Annotated in this window: 16 protein-coding genes; 11 read left to right on the top strand and 5 right to left on the bottom strand. The window is 35.6% G+C overall.

Annotated elements, in window-relative coordinates:
* Positions 1 to 30 precede the first annotated feature (30 nt).
* Together ABD859_RS09270 and ABD859_RS09265 are read right to left on the bottom strand one after the other, a co-directional pair.
* A complete protein-coding gene (locus ABD859_RS09270) occupies positions 31 to 1,632 on the bottom strand; it encodes an ATP-dependent DNA ligase (protein WP_345143304.1) in 1,602 nt (533 codons plus the stop codon).
* A 12-nt stretch (positions 1,633 to 1,644) separates the two neighbouring features.
* On the bottom strand, positions 1,645 to 2,682 hold the full coding sequence (locus tag ABD859_RS09265) for a ligase-associated DNA damage response exonuclease (protein ID WP_345143301.1): 1,038 nt from the start codon (positions 2,680 to 2,682) through the stop codon (positions 1,645 to 1,647).
* A 192-nt stretch (positions 2,683 to 2,874) separates the two neighbouring features.
* Here ABD859_RS09265 and pruA point away from each other — a divergent pair, with 192 nt between their 5' ends.
* The 4 genes from pruA to ABD859_RS09245 all read left to right on the top strand — a co-directional run bounded on the left by pruA (position 2,875) and on the right by ABD859_RS09245 (position 6,264).
* The gene (gene pruA / locus ABD859_RS09260) at positions 2,875 to 4,500 is read left to right on the top strand and encodes an L-glutamate gamma-semialdehyde dehydrogenase (RefSeq protein WP_345143298.1); all 1,626 of its coding nucleotides are present in this window, start codon (positions 2,875 to 2,877) and stop codon (positions 4,498 to 4,500) included.
* A gap of 316 nt (positions 4,501 to 4,816) precedes the next feature.
* Positions 4,817 to 5,548, top strand: a complete 732-nt coding sequence (locus tag ABD859_RS09255) for a hypothetical protein (protein ID WP_345143295.1) — start codon at positions 4,817 to 4,819, stop codon at positions 5,546 to 5,548.
* An 87-nt stretch (positions 5,549 to 5,635) separates the two neighbouring features.
* The gene (locus ABD859_RS09250; protein WP_345143292.1) at positions 5,636 to 5,947 is read left to right on the top strand and encodes a hypothetical protein; all 312 of its coding nucleotides are present in this window, start codon (positions 5,636 to 5,638) and stop codon (positions 5,945 to 5,947) included.
* A gap of 26 nt (positions 5,948 to 5,973) precedes the next feature.
* Positions 5,974 to 6,264, top strand: coding sequence for a hypothetical protein (locus ABD859_RS09245; protein ID WP_345143289.1), 291 nt, complete (start codon positions 5,974 to 5,976; stop codon positions 6,262 to 6,264).
* Between the two features lie 106 nt (positions 6,265 to 6,370).
* On the opposite strand, the gene rsmG is transcribed toward ABD859_RS09245, so the two are convergent.
* Complete coding sequence (gene rsmG / locus ABD859_RS09240; protein WP_345143286.1) at positions 6,371 to 7,000, bottom strand: 16S rRNA (guanine(527)-N(7))-methyltransferase RsmG; 630 nt, start codon at positions 6,998 to 7,000, stop codon at positions 6,371 to 6,373.
* Between the two features lie 107 nt (positions 7,001 to 7,107).
* Between rsmG and ABD859_RS09235 the strand changes: the two genes are divergently transcribed.
* Both ABD859_RS09235 and ABD859_RS09230 read left to right on the top strand, forming a co-directional pair.
* Positions 7,108 to 8,205 carry a fatty acid desaturase family protein gene (locus tag ABD859_RS09235; RefSeq protein WP_345143283.1) on the top strand — a complete coding sequence of 366 codons (1,098 nt, stop codon included), beginning with the start codon at positions 7,108 to 7,110 and terminating at the stop codon, positions 8,203 to 8,205.
* A gap of 76 nt (positions 8,206 to 8,281) precedes the next feature.
* Positions 8,282 to 9,472 carry a pyridoxal phosphate-dependent aminotransferase gene (locus ABD859_RS09230; protein ID WP_057123704.1) on the top strand — a complete coding sequence of 397 codons (1,191 nt, stop codon included), beginning with the start codon at positions 8,282 to 8,284 and terminating at the stop codon, positions 9,470 to 9,472.
* A 52-nt stretch (positions 9,473 to 9,524) separates the two neighbouring features.
* On the opposite strand, the gene ABD859_RS09225 is transcribed toward ABD859_RS09230, so the two are convergent.
* Entirely contained in the window at positions 9,525 to 10,580 is a 1,056-nt protein-coding gene (locus ABD859_RS09225) for a serine hydrolase domain-containing protein (protein ID WP_345143279.1), read from the bottom strand.
* A 329-nt stretch (positions 10,581 to 10,909) separates the two neighbouring features.
* Here ABD859_RS09225 and ABD859_RS09220 point away from each other — a divergent pair, with 329 nt between their 5' ends.
* The 5 genes from ABD859_RS09220 (at position 10,910) to ABD859_RS09200 (ending at position 15,981) form a co-directional block, all read left to right on the top strand.
* Positions 10,910 to 11,365 carry a ferritin-like domain-containing protein gene (locus tag ABD859_RS09220; protein WP_345143276.1) on the top strand — a complete coding sequence of 152 codons (456 nt, stop codon included), beginning with the start codon at positions 10,910 to 10,912 and terminating at the stop codon, positions 11,363 to 11,365.
* 232 nt (positions 11,366 to 11,597) lie between these two features.
* Positions 11,598 to 13,466 (top strand): peptidase U32 family protein, encoded by a 1,869-nt coding sequence (locus ABD859_RS09215; protein ID WP_345143274.1) that lies wholly within the window; start codon positions 11,598 to 11,600, stop codon positions 13,464 to 13,466.
* Positions 13,467 to 13,922: 456 nt separating this feature from the next.
* On the top strand, positions 13,923 to 15,083 hold the full coding sequence (purT, locus tag ABD859_RS09210; protein WP_345143271.1) for a formate-dependent phosphoribosylglycinamide formyltransferase: 1,161 nt from the start codon (positions 13,923 to 13,925) through the stop codon (positions 15,081 to 15,083).
* 2 nt (positions 15,084 to 15,085) lie between these two features.
* Positions 15,086 to 15,406, top strand: coding sequence for a DUF6370 family protein (locus ABD859_RS09205; RefSeq protein WP_345143269.1), 321 nt, complete (start codon positions 15,086 to 15,088; stop codon positions 15,404 to 15,406).
* A complete protein-coding gene (locus ABD859_RS09200) occupies positions 15,406 to 15,981 on the top strand; it encodes a Crp/Fnr family transcriptional regulator (RefSeq protein WP_345143267.1) in 576 nt (191 codons plus the stop codon). Before ABD859_RS09205 ends, ABD859_RS09200 begins: the two co-directional genes overlap by 1 nt.
* 137 nt (positions 15,982 to 16,118) lie before the next feature.
* Here ABD859_RS09200 and aceA read toward each other — a convergent pair whose 3' ends face one another.
* Positions 16,119 to 17,399, bottom strand: coding sequence for an isocitrate lyase (gene aceA, locus ABD859_RS09195; protein WP_345143264.1), 1,281 nt, complete (start codon positions 17,397 to 17,399; stop codon positions 16,119 to 16,121).
* Between the last annotated feature and the right edge of the window lie 38 nt (positions 17,400 to 17,437).

Raw genomic sequence — 17,437 nt, 5'->3', positions numbered from 1 at the left:
TACTTTGTCACTCTGTTACTTTGTTACTTTTTAAAAAATCATATTTTTCAAATCTTCAATAGAATTGGCGTCTTCTATTTTCTTGTCGTGTCTCCATCTTAAAATTCTGGGAAATCGTGTGGCTACACCACTTTTATGTCTTTTGGAAAGTGAAATTCCTTCAAATCCAATTTCAAAAACTAATTTAGGCGTGACACTTCTCACAGGGCCAAAACGCTCTAAAGTGTTCTTTTTTATAAAATCATCCACTTTTCTAAACTCGGCATCGGTTAAGCCAGAATAGGCTTTTGCAAATGTTACGAGTTCTTTTTCTCCATTTTCATTGGTCTGCCAAAGTGCAAAAGTATAATCCGTAAATAAGTTTGATCTTCGTCCGTGACCGCGCATGGCATAGGTTAAAACAGCGTCGATTGTTAAAGGTTCTATTTTCCATTTCCACCAGTCGCCTTTTTTTCTTCCTACCTGATAGGGCGATGTATTTCGTTTTAACATCAAACCTTCGCTTTTCATTTCTCGGGCTCGTTCTCTTTCGTTTCTAACATCTTCCCAAGTTTTTAACGAAACTCTTTCTGAAAGCCTTAAAGGCGTATTAAGATCTTTAATATCTTCGTATAAATCTTCGAGTAAAGCTCTTCTTTCGCTGTAAGGAAGATTGCGTACATCCTGCCCTTCCCATTCTAAAATATCATACGCTTTTAAAATTACCGGCACTTTTTCGAGCAGATTTGCCGATATGGTTTTTCGTCCAATTCGAGCCTGCAAATCATTAAATGTTCCAATTTGATTAGATGGAAAAGCTAAAATTTCGGCATCAATCACAGTTCCGTTTGGAATTAATCCAACAAAGGCCTGAAATTCCGGATATTTATCAGTAACCAGCTCCTCGCCTCTTGACCAGACATAAATTTCATTATCCCGAATAATAGTCTGCGAACGAATGCCGTCCCATTTATGTTCAATTGACCAGTCTTCCGGATTTCCTAAATCTTCAATTTCGCCTTCAATGGGATAAGCAAGATAAAACGGATAGGGTTTTGAAAGATAATCTGAACTTTTTTCATCGAGAATCAATTCCTGAAATGTAATGGTCTTTGGGTTCCAGTTTCCCATTAATTTGTAAGCCAAAGCATCTTCATCAACTTCTTCTGCCTTCGATAATGCTCGTGTCATTAATTTTTGGCTTACGCCGATTCTGAAACTTCCGGTTATTAGTTTAGTAAAAACAAAACGTTCGTAATAATTAAGTGCTTTCCAATTTTCCTGGAGATATTCTTTTTTCTCAGAATCGGTTTTTCTCTTTAAAGCGATTATTTCCTGAAGAAATTCGGTTAAACTTTTATCTGAATGTTCGTTTGTTGTGGGAATAATCAAAGCAATGGTTTCGGCCAGATCGCCTACAATATGATAACTTTCTTCAAAAAGCCACAACGGAATATTCGCCAGTTCATTTGCCCAAAGACGCAGTAAAGTGGTATTTACAGGTCTTGGCGGACGTCGGTGCGAAAGAATAGCAATAGTCCATACTTTATCCTCAGGCGATGCATTTTTAAAATAAGCCGTTAGCGCATCGACTTTGACATTTGTTTTATTGGAACTGTCGAGTGTTTTTATGAGTTGGGCAAAATTTTTCATCTGCTTTTTTAATTATTCAGAAACAATAGGCGTTTCCTGATCGATTTCGGATTTTTCCATTTCGGCGGTTTCTCCTTCGTATTGCGTTTTTTCGGTTCTGGCGTCATAACCCAATTCTCTTAAATATTTGGCAAAAATATCAGTATAACCATGTGTACAGATTACCTTTTCAGCTCCCGTTGCTTTTATACTTCCTAATAAAGAATGCCAGTCGCAGTGGTCGCTTAACACAAAACCTTTGTCGATGGCACGTCTTCGTCGGGCACCTCGAAAAGCCATCCATCCGCTCGCTGCTCCGGTAACAAAAGGTGTCATTTTTCTAATCCAAATACTTCCGTGAGCACTTGGAGGCGCGAGAACTATATTTCCTAAAAGAGCTTCCCTTTTGGTTTCTCGTGTTATTAATTCGGTCGGCGGAAAATATACCATCGGGCGTAAAACATTTGTCATGTTTTCGATGGCGCCGTGTGTGTAGATTTTGCCAATATCGGTATCGAGATATTTTAAAAGCCGTTGTGCTTTTCCAAGTGAATAACCAAATAATATAGAAGTTCTTCCTTCGGCTTTATTTTCTGCCCACCAATTATTGATTTCAGAGATAACCTCAGCCTGCGGTGTCCAGTTAAAAGCCGGAAGTCCAAAAGTACATTCGGTTATAAAAGTGTGGCATTTTACCGTTTCGTATGGAGTTGAAATTCCGTCGTCTTCGGTTTTGTAATCTCCGGTAAAAACCCAGACTTCACCTTTATGTTCTACCCTGATCTGCGAACTCCCAATAATATGTCCGGCAGGATGAAGCGAAAATTTCACATTGTTGATTACAAAAGTTTCTCCCCATTCTTTTCCGGTAACATTTATTTCTCCTAATCTATGGCGGATTATGGGAATGTTAGAATGATGCGTAATATAATTTTGATGTCCCCAGCGTGCGTGATCTGAATGTCCGTGCGTAATTATGGCATTTTTTACCGGTCTCCACGGGTCAAGATAAACATCGGCCTGCTGGCAGTAAATACCTTTGTCATTAAAAGCTAAAAGTGGTATTTTCATAGTAATACAATTAAGACATTCTTTCGAGAAGTAACTCAAATTTAAAGCTTTATAAAAGCATTCATTTTACAACTTCGCTAGATTAGTTTATTAAATTACAACTTTTTAATATTGTATTGTGATATAATCAAATTATCATTTGTACTTTTGTAAAAAATTAAACAATTCGTAAATTTTAAAATAATTTATCCCATGTTAAAAGGATTCTTTCATGTACCAAAAGCGGTAAACGAGCCTGTAAAAAGCTACGCACCGAACTCCCCAGAAAAAGCAGCTGTTCAGGCAGCTTACACTACAATGTGGAACTCTCAAATTGACGTTCCTTTATATATTGGAAGTGAAGAAATCAAAACTGGAAACACAAAAAATATTACAGCTCCTCATGATCACCAGCACGTTGTTGGTAAATATCATTTAGCTGAAAAACAACATATTGAAAAAGCAATTGCCAATGCTCTTGAAGCAAGAACAAAATGGGCAAACATGGCATGGGAACAGCGTGCTGCTATTTTCTTAAAAGCCGCTGAACTTATTGCAGGACCATACAGAGCTCGTATTAACGCCGCTACAATGATTGGTCAGTCTAAAAATATTCATCAGGCAGAAATCGATTCTTCTTGCGAATTAATCGACTTTTTACGTTACAATGTTGAGTTCATGACTCAAATCTACAACGATCAGCCAAAATCAGATTCTACAGTTTGGAACCGTGTTGAATACAGACCATTAGAAGGTTTTGTTTACGCTATTACTCCATTTAACTTTACAGCTATCGCGGCAAACCTTCCTGCAAGTGCAGCTATGATGGGTAATGTTGTGGTTTGGAAACCAAGCGACAGTCAGGTATTTTCTGCAAAAATCATTATCGATGTTTTCAAAGAAGCTGGAGTTCCGGACGGTGTTATTAACGTAGTTTTTGGTGATGCTTTAATGATTACAGATACTGTATTAGCAAGCCGTGATTTTGCTGGTATTCACTTTACAGGATCAACTCATGTATTTAAAGATATCTGGGCTAAAATTGGAGCAAATATTCACAATTACAAAACGTATCCAAGAATCGTTGGTGAAACCGGAGGTAAAGATTTTATCATCGCTCACCCAAGTGCAAACGTAAAACAAGTAGTTACAGGTATTACTCGTGGTGCATTTGAATTCCAGGGACAAAAATGTTCTGCAGCTTCTAGAGCTTATATTCCTCAAAGTTTATGGCCTGCTGTAAAAGAGCAGTTAATTGCTGATGTAAAATCGATGAAAATGGGTTCTCCGGAAGATTTCGGAAACTTTATTACAGCGGTTATTCACGAAGGTTCTTTTGACAAATTAGCTAGTTATATCGATCAGGCGAAAAAGGATGCTGATGCTGAAATCATCGTTGGAGGAAATTATGATAAATCTGTAGGTTATTTTATTGAGCCAACGGTTATTGTAACTACAAATCCAAAATATACTACAATGGAAACTGAGTTATTTGGACCAGTTATCACACTTTATGTTTATGAAGATGCTAAATGGGAAGAAACTCTTGAATTAGTTGACACAACTTCTGAGTATGCTTTAACCGGAGCTGTTTTCAGCCAGGATCGTTATGCAATTGAAGTAGCCACTACTAAATTACAAAACGCAGCTGGTAACTTCTATATCAATGATAAACCAACCGGAGCAGTTGTAGGTATGCAACCATTTGGTGGTGCAAGAGCTTCTGGAACTAACGATAAAGCAGGTTCTGCATTGAACTTATTACGCTGGGCTTCTCCAAGAACTATTAAAGAAACTTTTGTAACTCCAGAAGATTACAGATACCCGTTTTTAGGATAATAATCTGAATTTAAATTCAGATATCATATTTATAAAAAGCCGGAATTTCAAATTGAAATTCCGGCTTTTTCTTTTCATTCATCTAAAAAATTTTATAGATCAAAATCTATAAAAGTATTAGGGAATTTATAAAATTCATACATATCTAAAAAATTGTAATACTTTTCTTTCCAATTAATTTATAATCAACACAATAAGCATCATAAAAAGCTTATTCTGTTATTTTTAAAACTTCTACCTCCAAAAAAAGAAAATCCATCGCTCTAATTTTGCCCAATATAAAATTACAAAAGTAACCTAGAAAAAAATATAAGTTATGAGAAATTTAAACAATGTGCCTAAAGTAATTTCAGAGGCAAAAAGTATTGGACATGCTATAGATTTTAAATGGACAAAAAAGAAAATAGATCAACTTTTAGATCCGCTGGTAGGAAACGAAGAATTAGAAGATATTTTAATGCAGATTAATCATAAAGGCTGCATGGGTTTAACCGCAGCACTTTTAGAATGGGTAAACTGGCGTTTTACAGGATACAGCCAGACAACTAACGATACTCAAAAACGATTGGAAGCACTTTGGTGCTCTATTAGTAATCGTGAGCAGACCAATCCTTTATTATTTGACACTAATTTTGATCTTTCTGCTTCAGGATCTGTTAATGGCGCAATATGGATTGCTTTAATGAATGTTAGAATGATTGATGTAAGATATCGAAAAGGTTCTTATTTTTTACAGAATGAACTTATTGGATTAGTTCTATTGGCACGCCATATAACTCCTAAAAAGAAAATATTTGATAAATGGTTTAACAGTACTGTAATCGAACTAACTCGTTTATATCCTTGTTCTTACAATAACATGGAACTTGACGAAAGCGATGAAGATGTTTATGACTCATCACACGAGCCTGTTATCTGCCGTGAATTTTTCTTTGATCCTGAATTCAAATACAGCGTTGAAGCATCAGAAAACGCGATTCATAATTTTATTGATAATCTGGACGTAAAAGCAAATCCTTTTTTAGATTTTTCTAGAAAAGCATCTTAAATTGCAGATCTACTCAATAAAAATTTAATATTGGTCGAGTATTCTTCTTGAGTGCTCGGCCAAATTTTACAATCAATAAAAACAAAAATGCAAAATTTAAATAACAAAACTTCACCATATCGTTGTCCTGTTAGTCATTGTGCAGGCTGGGTAGACTTAATTGAGGATAAACCTTCTAGTTTCTTTGGATGTGGTGAATGCGGTAGCATGTGGTATGAAGACAAAAATTTTCAAAAAGAAATTACAGAAATTATTTCTTTATATAACTATCGGGCAAAATGCTATGAAATAATTAAAGATAAATGGATGCCCGCGCCCTTTGAAAATGAAGATAAAAATTATGAAAGTTTAGTTGAATCAGAACCATATGATAAAAGTAAAAACTTTATTCGAGGTTGAAATGTCAATTAAAAATCAGAACATTTATGCCTGCACTATCAGAATATTCAAATGTACACAATACAGTTTTTAACATTATTACAAACAAGGGATACAACCTTTGGTATGATAAAAAAACAGAAACATATTGTGCCGAAAAAAATGGATGGGATTTTATGGCAGATACACCTTGTTCATTATTAGGTATTATATCCATATTTGAGTATAAAAATCCACAGCGTTATCAAGAATATTGGTGGAAAGAAGAAGGTTCTGTATCAGAAGAAGACCTTAGTAAAAGCCCTCCAAATTATTCCTCTGTTATTTATAAAAAATGAATTGGAGACTATGATTTTTCAATAACAAAGAAGTCTTATTGTTAATTACAATTCAAAAAATAACCCGAAAAGAAGTTCTTTTCGGGTTATCTGTTTTTATGACGTTTTAAGGCTTAAACTTTAAAGGAAGATGAACTACCTTTTTGGTTTCAAAAAATTCATCTTCAAAATAATCTGCAAGATCATATAATGTGGCACTTGGAAAATCTTTTAGTTCTTCGGCTAAATCACCGCCTTTTAAATACAGAATTCCATTTTTAAGCTTGTGTTTGTGCTGTTTTTTGATTTTATCCTTAATCCAAGAAACAAAATCAGGCATATTGGTTACGGCACGGCTTACAATAAAGTCGAAATCGCCTTTTACCAGTTCGGCACGTTTTTGTTCTGCTTTTACGTTCTTTAATTCTAATGCATCTGCAACACCCTGAACTACTTTTATTTTTTTTGCAATAACATCAATTAAATAAAAACGAGTTTCAGGAAAAAGAATTGCTAACGGAATTCCCGGAAAACCGCCGCCTGTTCCAACATCTAAAACTGTAGTTCCTGGTTCGAATTTCATAATTTTTGCGATCCCTAATGAATGCAAAATGTGTTTTGTATATAATGAATCAATGTCTTTACGCGAAATAACATTGATTTTTTCATTCCAATCGTGGTATAAAAAGTCTAATTTTTGAAATTGTTCAATTTGAAGATCGCTCAAATTGGGAAAATATTTCAATATCTCATCCATTGCTGTAAATTTTTAACAAAAGTACTACTTTACGATTGAAATATTTAACTCAATTTTGCAAATTGAAAATTTATAATAATTACCTTTGAAAACTATTTAAATTAATTATGAATAACACTGCTCCGACATTTGCCAGGCAAGACAATTTGAAGTTCTTTAGAACTCTTAACTCTCGAGTAAACAATTATTTCAAGGAAAATAATATCAAAAAAACCGGAAATTGGCAGTTACACTTAAAGGCTGTTATTCTGTTTGCTGTTTTTTTAACTCCTTATTTTTTGATCCTTACGCTTGATATGCCGTTTTGGGTTATGCTGCTTTTATCAATCGTAATTGGGATTGGAATGGCCGGAGTTGGAATGAACGTTATGCACGACGGAAACCACGGTTCTTATTCAACTAAAAACTGGATTAATAAATTTATGGGAGGTACAATTTATGTACTGGCAGGAAATGTTTACAACTGGCAGGTACAGCATAATGTTCTTCACCATACATATACTAACATTCCGGGGCATGATGAAGATCTTGATGCCGGAAGAATCATTCGTTTTACAGAACATGCAGAATGGCATCGTTTTCACCGTTTTCAACACTATTACTCCGTTTTCTTATACGGATTGCTGACTTTTAACTGGGCGTTGACAACTGATTTCAAACAGATGCGCAATTACCTAAAAAGAAAATTATCTTACGGAGAACCAAAAAGCCCAAAAATTCTTTGGACAACTTTAGTTATTACAAAAATGATTTACATTTCTATCTGGATTGTATTACCAATGGCAATTGGAATTACCTGGTGGAAAGTGCTTTTAGGATTTTTTGTAATGCACTACACTGCAGGACTAATCTTAAGCGTTGTTTTTCAATTAGCGCACGTTGTAGACCATACTGAAAACCCAACTCCAAATGAATTGGGCGAAATGGACAATACTTGGGCAGTTCACCAATTGTATACTACAACAAACTTTGCTCCTAAAAATGCTATTGTAAATTGGTACACAGGCGGATTAAACCACCAGATCGAACACCATATTTTTCCAAATATCAGTCATATTCATTATGGTAAAATTGCAAAAATCGTAAAAGAAACTGCAAAGGAATGCAACCTGCCATATTACGAATACAAAACAATGCGAAGTGCCGTTATTGCTCACTTTAAGCATTTACGTGATTTGGGTATGAAACCAGAATTATCAGTCTAGAAACTAAAAAAAATCTATTAATAATTAACCTTCCTTAAACAACACAGCAAATTTAAGGACATTCAAAAATTTTATAATGAATCATATTCTTTCGGACAGAATCAACAACTTAGCGACATCACAAACATTAGCGATGGCGGCTTTAGCACGTGAATTAAAAGCACAAGGAAAAGACATTATCAGTTTAAGTTTAGGCGAGCCTGACTTTAATACACCAGATTTTATTAAAGAAGCAGCTAAAAAGGCAATCGACGACAACTACAGTACATATTCTCCTGTTGATGGATACCAAGATTTAAAAGAAGCTATCTGCAGAAAATTCAAGAGAGACAATGATTTAGATTACAAACCATCTCAAATCGTAGTTTCTACAGGAGCAAAACAATCTTTATACAACATTGCACAAGTAATGTTAAACGATGGTGACGAGGTAATTTTACCAGCACCATACTGGGTTTCTTATTTCGAAATCGTAAAACTTTCTGGAGGTGTTCCAGTTGAAGTTCCAACTTCAGTAGAAACAGATTTTAAAATTACTCCTGAACAATTAGAAGCTGCAATCACGCCAAAAACAAAAATGATGTGGTTCTCTTCTCCATGTAATCCATCAGGATCTGTTTACAGCAGAGAAGAATTAACAGCTTTAGCTAAAGTTTTAGAAAAACACCCAAATATTTACGTAGTTGCAGACGAAATCTATGAGCACATTAATTTCTCTGGAACTTTCTGCAGTATTGGTTCTATCCCGGGAATGTTAGAAAAAACAATCACTGTAAACGGAGTTGCAAAAGCATTCGCAATGACAGGATACAGAATTGGTTACATCGGAGCTCCGGAATTTATCGCAAAAGCATGTACAAAAATTCAGGGACAAGTAACTTCTGGCGCAAATTCTGTTGCGCAAAGAGCTACTATTACAGCTGTAGATGCAGATCCAAGCGTTCTTAACGAAATGGTTCAGGCTTTCCACGGACGCAGAGATTTAGTGGTTGGATTATTAAAAGAAATTCCTGGCGTGAAAATCAACGTTCCAGAAGGAGCTTTCTATGTATTCCCAGACGTTTCTTCTTTCTTTGGAAAAACTTTAAAAGGACACGAAATTAAGGATGCAAATGATGTTTCGATGTATCTTTTAGCAGAAGCAAATGTAGCAACTGTAACAGGAGACGCTTTTGGAAATCCTAACTGTATTCGTTTCTCTTACGCAACAAGCAACGATATTTTAAAAGAAGCTTTACGCAGAATTAAAGAAGCTCTTACAGCTTAATTATTTTGCATGATATAGTAAAAAAGGGTGTTTTTAAACACCCTTTTTTCGTTTATTCCATTAACTGCAAAGCAATATCTTTTACAAGCGCAGTTGGAGAATTACACTCACAATTACTCAAACCTACAACATAAATTTCTTCCTCCGGTACATAAACCCCCATCGAATTAAACCCGAAAATACTGCCTCCATGCTCGCGGACTGTTTTATTTTTTAATTTTTCTAAATGCCAGCCGTATCCGTAATCTATATAAGTACCGTTGCTTAATTGATAATTGGTAAAAGCCATTTGAGTAAAAGTTTTTCCTAAAATTATATTGGTATCGAGAGCGTGCTGCCATTTTGCTAAATCATCTACATTCGACATTATCGATCCCGAAGCATATGGAATAGCAAAACTGATATAATTTGCATTCACCAAACCATTTTTGTCGCGATATCCAGAAACTCTGTTTTTTATAATTCTATCGTGACTGGCATAAAACGTATTTTCCATTCCGGCTTTCTTAAAAATATTTTTTGTTATAAAATCCTTATAACTCTCGCCCGAAACTATTTCAATAATATATCCCAAAAGCACGTAACCGGAATTACAATATTTATACTGTTCTCCGGGTTTAAAATCTATTGGCTCGTTTTTAAAAAAATCGACCAATTCTTTTGGCGATAAATCTTCTCTGGCAATATTTTTAATCGCTTTCATACTCGTAAAATCTTTAATTCCCGAAGTATGTGTCAATAAATGATGTATTGTAATATTGTTTCCGTTTGTTGGATAATCAGGAATGAATTTGGTGATTTCGTCGTCTAATTTTAATTTTCCCTTTTCGGCTAGAATTAAAACAGAAATCGCTGTAAACTGTTTGGTCATTGATCCAATTTCAAAAACAAATTCTGGTTTCATTTTTATATTCAATTCCAAATCGGCCATTCCAAAAGCTTTTCTATACAAGACTTTTCCTTTTTTTACAACTAAGAATGCACCACCCGGATTTTCAGATTTAAATTTTGCAGGAATCAAACTATCTATTTTAGCTTCTAAGTTTTGAAAAAATACATTCTGAAAATCCAAAAGCACAATAATTAAGAATTTTAAAATTGGTTTCATGTTTTGATTGATTAATGATTGATTCTGACGTTGACGACACAATTGTATTTCTGGTTACACATTTCCAATTTTGCGTGAGGGATAGAAGTGGAAAGCCCACAGCCTGACGAAGGAAGAGCGAGGACTTGAAACGGATAGCCCGGCCGAAGGGACACGCCCACATTAACGAGACGATACATTTAAAAGAATATAAAATTGTTTGAAACTTAAATTATACTTTCAAAATTCCCATTCTACAATATTGTAAAACATGAACTATAATCCTGTAAAACAAAGCTTTCTATAAATTACAAACTTTGTAATATATTAATTTCAAAAAATTATATGTCATGACACATACAGACGAAACCACAAAAGAAGCAGTTAAAACTTTAGAAGGATTAATTTCAATTCTTGAGGATGGAAAACTAGGATATACTAACGCGGCAGAACATGTAGAAAATCCAGCAATGAAAACCGATTTTCTGGAATATGCGCGCGAACGAGCTTTATTTATTGTTGAACTACAAGACGAAATCAACAAATTAGGAAAATCTACAGACACTTCTGGCGGAGGACCACTTGGAGCACTTCACAGAACCTGGATTGATATTAAATCATCATTTACAGGCGGTGATACTGAAGCAATTATCAATGCCTGCGTTACAGGAGAAGAAGCTGCTATTGAAAAATACAAAAAAGCTCTTGAAGAAAACCATTTAGAATACAGTCAGACTTCTATTGTTTCTAAACAGCTGAACAGTATTCAAAATACTTTATCGCAAATAAAAATGAGAGCAAACTAATCGATTGGTTCATGCTTTTTTTTGAAAACCACTTTAACTTTCGGGTTGAGTGGTTTTTTATTTTTATATAATCGCATTAGACTAAAATTTGTTCACTAGAAATAAGTTTAATTCATTCTATATTAAGTTAACAATTTCAAAAAAATCGCTTCATCTCTAGCAAACTCAAATAATTTATTAGACCTTTGCACACTTTTTTCCGTGAATACCACAAAAGGCTAAAGTTTTAGAAATGAAGAAGAAAATTGAAATATTAGCACCAGCTAGAGATTTAATTGGCGGTATGGCTGCCATAAACAGTGGTGCCGATGCAGTTTATATTGGTGCACCACAATTTGGAGCGCGCTCAAATGCCAACAACTCAATTGAAGATGTTGCGGCATTGGTAAAATATGCACACTTATTTAACGCTCAGGTTTTTGTAGTAATGAATACCATTTTGTACGACAACGAATTAGAAACTTGCCGTGCGATGATTTGGGAATTATATGGCATTGGTGTTGACGCCTTGATTATTCAGGATATGGCGATTATGGAAATGGACTTACCTCCTATCGTACTTCATGCCAGCACACAAGCCAATAACCGTGATGCCGATAAAATTAAATTCTTAAAAGATGCCGGAATTAAACGTGTGGTTTTAGCACGTGAACTAAACTTGCATCAAATTAAAACAATCTACGACGAAGCCGATGTTGAACTAGAATTCTTCGTAACCGGGGCACTTTGTGTTTCTTTTAGTGGAAACTGTTATATGAGTGTGGCAAACGGAGAACGTAGTGCCAACCGTGGTTCTTGTGCTCAAAACTGTCGTTTACCATACAACTTAATCGACGGAAACGGAGATACTTTAATCAGAAACAGCCACTTACTTTCTATTAAGGATTTAGACGTTTCAGATCAGATTCCAAATTTGATTGAAGCTGGAATTGTTTCTTTCAAAATCGAAGGCCGTCTTAAAGATGTTGCTTACGTAAAAAACAACGTATCATATCTTCGTCAGAAATTAGACAGTTATTTAGAAGGAAGCGATAAATACACTAAAGCTTCTTCTGGAAAATGTACTTATACTTTTGATTCTACTTTAAACCGAACTTTCAACCGTGGTTATACGGATTATTTCGTAAACGAAAGACACGCTAGCATTGGTTCTTGGGAAAGTCCAAAATCGAAGGGACAATATATTGGTAAATTGATCCGAACTATTGGAGACGCTTACGAAATCGAAAACGGTGAATTACTAAACAACGGCGACGGACTTTGTTTCATCAACGAACAAAACGAAGCCGACGGAATTTATGTAAACAAAGCCGAAAACGGAAAAGTTTATCCAAACGTTTTAAAAGAAATCAAAGACGGAACTTTTATTTACCGTAACAACGATGTCGCTTTCATTAAAATTGTTGAAAGAGAAGACAGCGCGATCCGTAAAATCGGAACGACTTTATTATTTACCGAAAACGAAAAAGGTTTCGAATTAATCGCAACCGACGAAGACGGAAACGTAAGCACAGTAACTTTAGAACACGCTAAAGAACAAACGAAAACTGGCGAATCTATCGCAGAAAATATCAAAACACAATTAGCAAAAACAGGTTTTACACCTTACAGCGCCGATGAAATTGATGTTGTATTTTCGCAAAACTGGTTCCTTCCTATTTCAAAAATCAATGAAATGAGAAGAAATGTTTTCGATCAGTTATCAGAAATCCGTTTGGCAAATTACAAACGCGAAGAACACCAATTGGTAAAAACGTCACATCCTTATCCGGAAACCAAACTGGATTTTATGTACAACGTTTCAAACAAAACGGCTCGTAAATTCTACGAACGCCACGGTGTTACCGAAATCGAAAAAGCATTCGAATTACAATGGGATCCAGGAAAATCTCGTGTAATGACCACAAAATATTGCATCAAATACGAATTAAAAAAATGCCCAATTCACCAAAAAGATATCGTGGGCGTTAAAGTAAAAGAGCCATTGGTTTTAAAGCAAGGCGAGTTAGAATACAAACTAAAATTCAACTGCAAACCCTGCGAAATGGAAATCTGGGAAAAAGATGCCGAATTTGAGATTGAAGAAGATCAATATCATTAATACTGCTTAACCGCAAAGAGTGCTAAGATTTACGCAAGGTTCGCAAAGTTTTTTTAATCTTTGCGAACCTTTTTTTATTCTGGTATTTCCACAATCTTGTCATTTCGACGAAGGAGAAATCTCCGCAAGTAACTCCGTTCCGATAAACCAATCTTTGTCGAGCTACTCGTGGAGATTTCTCCTTCGTCGAAATGACAGACTTTGTGGTTATTTAATCTAACAAAATAATTTGACGCTAAATAAATCTGCAAAATCTGCGAGAAATCCTTTGCGCTCCTTCTCAACTTAAAAACAAAAACTTCGCGAACCTTGCGTAAATCTTTGCGAACTTTGCGGTTAAATTTAGATAGCGTAGACGCACTGCAGTGCATCTCTACATTCAAACATGCAAATTGAACTTTGCGGTTAAAAACATTTTTCGTTACTTTTACTACTCCATTTATACAACACTTCAAAATGAAAATACTACTCCTAGGTTCAGGCGAATTAGGCAAAGAATTCACTATCGCCGCACAACGAATCGGACAAACCATAATCGCAGTTGACAGTTACGAAAATGCACCAGCCATGCAAGTCGCACACGGATTTGAAGTGATTAACATGCTCGACGGCGAAGCTTTAGACAAAATTGTAGCCAAACACAAACCAGATTTCATCGTTCCCGAAATAGAAGCCATTCGCACCGAACGTTTTTACGATTACGAAAAACAAGGCATTACAGTTGTTCCTTCAGCGAAAGCGGCAAACTTTACCATGAATCGTAAAGCCATTCGTGATTTAGCTTCAAAAGAATTAGGACTAAAAACTGCCAAATATCAATACGCTACTTCTGCTGAAGAATTACAAAAAGCCGTTCAAGAAGTTGGAATTCCGTGTGTGGTAAAACCTTTAATGTCTTCTTCAGGAAAAGGGCAATCGACAATTAAATCGCAGGAAGATATTTTGAAAGCCTGGGAATATGCCGTTGCAGGTTCACGTGGCGATGTTATTGAAGTTATTGTAGAAGCATTTGTTAACTTTAATTCAGAAATTACGCTTTTAACGATTACTCAAAATAATAATCCAACTTTGTTTTGTGCACCAATTGGTCACAGACAAGAAAGAGGTGATTATCAGGAAAGCTGGCAGCCTGCTTTGGTTTCAGAAAAAGATTTGTATGAAGCGCAAGATATGGCCGAAAAAATTACCGAAGCGCTTGGCGGTGCAGGACTTTTTGGCGTTGAATTTTTCCTAGCTGATGATGGTGTTTATTTCTCTGAACTTTCGCCGCGTCCGCATGATACAGGAATGGTAACTTTAGCAGGAACACAAAATTTCAACGAATTCGAATTGCATTTACGAGCGATTTTAAGTCTTCCAATTTTCGAAATTACTTTAGAAAAAGCCGGAGCAAGCGCCGTAATTTTAGCATCTGAAGATTCAATAAATCCAACTTTTACAGGAATCGAAAAAGTAGCCGCTTTACCAAAAACTGATTTCAGAATTTTTGGAAAACCCACTTCGAGACCGTATCGCAGAATGGGCGTTGTTTTAAGTTCTGATTCTTTAAATACGCCAATTGAAGAAGTAACAGAACGAGCAAAAGCAACCGCAAAATTAATAACTGTAAATTCTTAATTATGAAAAATCTAATATTAGCAGCATTTCTATTTATCGGAATCGCTGTAAACGCGCAAGACAAAAAGAAATTTGATAAACCAACCGTCGTAGAAGCTTCTTGTGGAGAATGCCAATTTGGGATGAAAGGCAAAAGCTGTGATTTAGCTGTTCGCATTGACGGAAAAAGTTATTTTGTTGACGGAACAACCATTCACGATCATGGTGATGCACATTCAGAAAAAGGATTTTGCAATGCCATCAGCAAAGCTTTAGTAACCGGAGAAATAAAAGGAAATCGTTTTAAAGCGACATCATTCACTTTAATTGACGAGAAAAAATAATGGCATTAATTCTTAAAAACATTGCCAAACACGTTTCGCTGACTCCAGAAGAACAGACACTTTTTTTATCTAAATTTGAAACGAATACATACAAAGCCAAGACCATTTTATTAAATGCCGGCGAAGTTTGCAAATACTCCTATTTTGTAAATTCAGGGATTTTAAGAAGCTTTAACATTAACGATAATATTGTAGAACATGTCCTTTCTTTTGCCTGTGAAGGCTGGTGGATGAGCGACATGTACAGCTTTTTTTCGCAAAAACCAGGCAATCTTTTTATTGAAGTTTTAGAAGAAGCAGAAGTACTTTCAATATCAAAAGAAAATCAGGAGCAATTATATCTTGAAATTCCAAAACTTGAACGTTTTTTCAGGATTTTGATTGAAAATTCATTAGTTGCCAATCAGCAAAGATTAATGGATAACTTAAGTTTACCTGCGGAGGAACGTTTTGAAAAATTCACAAAAAAATACGGAACGTTGGTGCACAAAGTTCCTCAAAAACAAATCGCTTCTTTTATTGGTGTAACACCTGAATTTTTCAGTAAAATGAAAGCTAGACTTTTAAAAAAGTAAATTTAAACCATTAAGAAATTAAGATTCATTAAGAATAGAAACTTAATTAGCTTCATTAAGGCAGAAACTTAATTTTCTTAATCTCTTAATGGTTCAAAATAAAAAACGGTTCAATGGTTGAACCGTTTTTTTGTGAATTAAAATTGCTCGACCTCTGTAGAATGTTCCATTGCTGTTATGGCTGATTTTCCAAGCATAACCGTATTTTGAACGGCGTCGAAATAAGAAGTTCCCACAAAAGCCTGATGTTTTACAGCTCTGAATCCAGTTTTTTGTAACGCAAATTCTCTTTCCTGCAATTCAGAATAACCCGCCATTCCTCGCTCTTTATACGCTTTAGACAATTCGAACATACTTGTATTCAAAGCATGGAAACCTGCTAAAGTGATGAATTGGAAAGCATAACCCATTGCTGCTAAATCTTCTCTGAACGTTTCCATTTCAGCAACTGATAATTTTGCAGCCCAATTAAACGAAGGCGAACAATTGTATGCCAGCATTTTATCCGGGAATTCTTTTTTCATTGCTTTTGCAAATTTTCTCGCATAATCCAAATCCGGATTGCTGGTTTCCATCCAAATCAAATCAGCGTATGGGGCGTAGCTTAAGCCACGGGCAATTCCCTGCTCAATTCCATTTTTTACGTAGAAGAAACCTTCGCTTGTTTTTTCGCCTGTTATAAATTTTCGGTCTCTCGGATCGGCGTCGCTGGTTAATAAATTAGCTGCGTCGGCATCGGTTCTGGCAACAATTAAGGTTGGAACTCCCATAACATCAGATGCCAATCTTGCAGCAATCAATTTATTAATTGCCTCTTGTGTTGGAACCAAAACTTTTCCGCCTAGATGTCCGCATTTTTTAGCAGAACTTAATTGATCTTCAAAGTGAACTCCAGAAGCTCCGGCTTCAATCATCGATTTCATTAATTCGAAAGCATTTAAATTTCCGCCAAAACCAGCTTCAGCATCAGCCACAATCGGAACCAAATAATCTTTTTTATCTTCAATATTATTAACGGTCTGAATCTGATCAGCTCGTAATAATGCATTATTAATTTTCTTCACCACCATAGGAACGCTGTTTACTGGATAAAGCGATTGATCCGGATACATTTCTCCCGCCAGATTCGCATCGGCTGCAACCTGCCATCCACTCAAATAAATCGCTTCTAAACCAGCATCGACTTCCTGAATCGCCTGATTTCCAGTTAAAGCGCCCAACCCGGCAACATAATCCTGACTTTTTAACTTTCTCCATAATTTCTGCGCTCCTATTTTGGCAATAGAATGCTCAATTTGATACGAACCTTGAAGCGTAACTACTTCTGCAGCAGTGTAAGGACGCTCAACGCCTTTCCATCTCGGGTTCGTAATCCAATCGTTAATCAATTCCTGAATTCTGTCTTCTGTTGTTTTCATAAATTTTATAGTTAAGAGTGGTTAGTAAGTAATAGTGT

Source organism: Flavobacterium ginsengiterrae, from assembly GCF_039539785.1.
In the GTDB taxonomy this organism is placed as follows: domain Bacteria; phylum Bacteroidota; class Bacteroidia; order Flavobacteriales; family Flavobacteriaceae; genus Flavobacterium; species Flavobacterium ginsengiterrae.
The sequence above is the reverse complement of the archived record's forward strand: the minus strand, read 5'-3'. Positions and strand labels throughout refer to the sequence as shown.

Bases quoted from the DNA above. Each gene is read 5' to 3' on its own strand.
- ABD859_RS09225 (WP_345143279.1), bottom strand. From the start codon at position 10,580: ATGAAACCAATTTTAAAATTCTTAATTATTGTGCTTTTGGATTTTCAG.
- ABD859_RS09235 (WP_345143283.1), top strand. From the start codon at position 7,108: ATGAATAACACTGCTCCGACATTTGCCAGGCAAGACAATTTGAAGTTC.
- ABD859_RS09245 (WP_345143289.1), top strand. From the start codon at position 5,974: ATGCCTGCACTATCAGAATATTCAAATGTACACAATACAGTTTTTAAC.
- ABD859_RS09250 (WP_345143292.1), top strand. From the start codon at position 5,636: ATGCAAAATTTAAATAACAAAACTTCACCATATCGTTGTCCTGTTAGT.
- ABD859_RS09255 (WP_345143295.1), top strand. From the start codon at position 4,817: ATGAGAAATTTAAACAATGTGCCTAAAGTAATTTCAGAGGCAAAAAGT.
- pruA (WP_345143298.1), top strand. From the start codon at position 2,875: ATGTTAAAAGGATTCTTTCATGTACCAAAAGCGGTAAACGAGCCTGTA.
- ABD859_RS09270 (WP_345143304.1), bottom strand. From the start codon at position 1,632: ATGAAAAATTTTGCCCAACTCATAAAAACACTCGACAGTTCCAATAAA.
- ABD859_RS09205 (WP_345143269.1), top strand. From the start codon at position 15,086: ATGAAAAATCTAATATTAGCAGCATTTCTATTTATCGGAATCGCTGTA.
- aceA (WP_345143264.1), bottom strand. From the start codon at position 17,399: ATGAAAACAACAGAAGACAGAATTCAGGAATTGATTAACGATTGGATT.
- ABD859_RS09230 (WP_057123704.1), top strand. From the start codon at position 8,282: ATGAATCATATTCTTTCGGACAGAATCAACAACTTAGCGACATCACAA.
- rsmG (WP_345143286.1), bottom strand. From the start codon at position 7,000: ATGGATGAGATATTGAAATATTTTCCCAATTTGAGCGATCTTCAAATT.
- purT (WP_345143271.1), top strand. From the start codon at position 13,923: ATGAAAATACTACTCCTAGGTTCAGGCGAATTAGGCAAAGAATTCACT.
- ABD859_RS09215 (WP_345143274.1), top strand. From the start codon at position 11,598: ATGAAGAAGAAAATTGAAATATTAGCACCAGCTAGAGATTTAATTGGC.
- ABD859_RS09200 (WP_345143267.1), top strand. From the start codon at position 15,406: ATGGCATTAATTCTTAAAAACATTGCCAAACACGTTTCGCTGACTCCA.
- ABD859_RS09265 (WP_345143301.1), bottom strand. From the start codon at position 2,682: ATGAAAATACCACTTTTAGCTTTTAATGACAAAGGTATTTACTGCCAG.
- ABD859_RS09220 (WP_345143276.1), top strand. From the start codon at position 10,910: ATGACACATACAGACGAAACCACAAAAGAAGCAGTTAAAACTTTAGAA.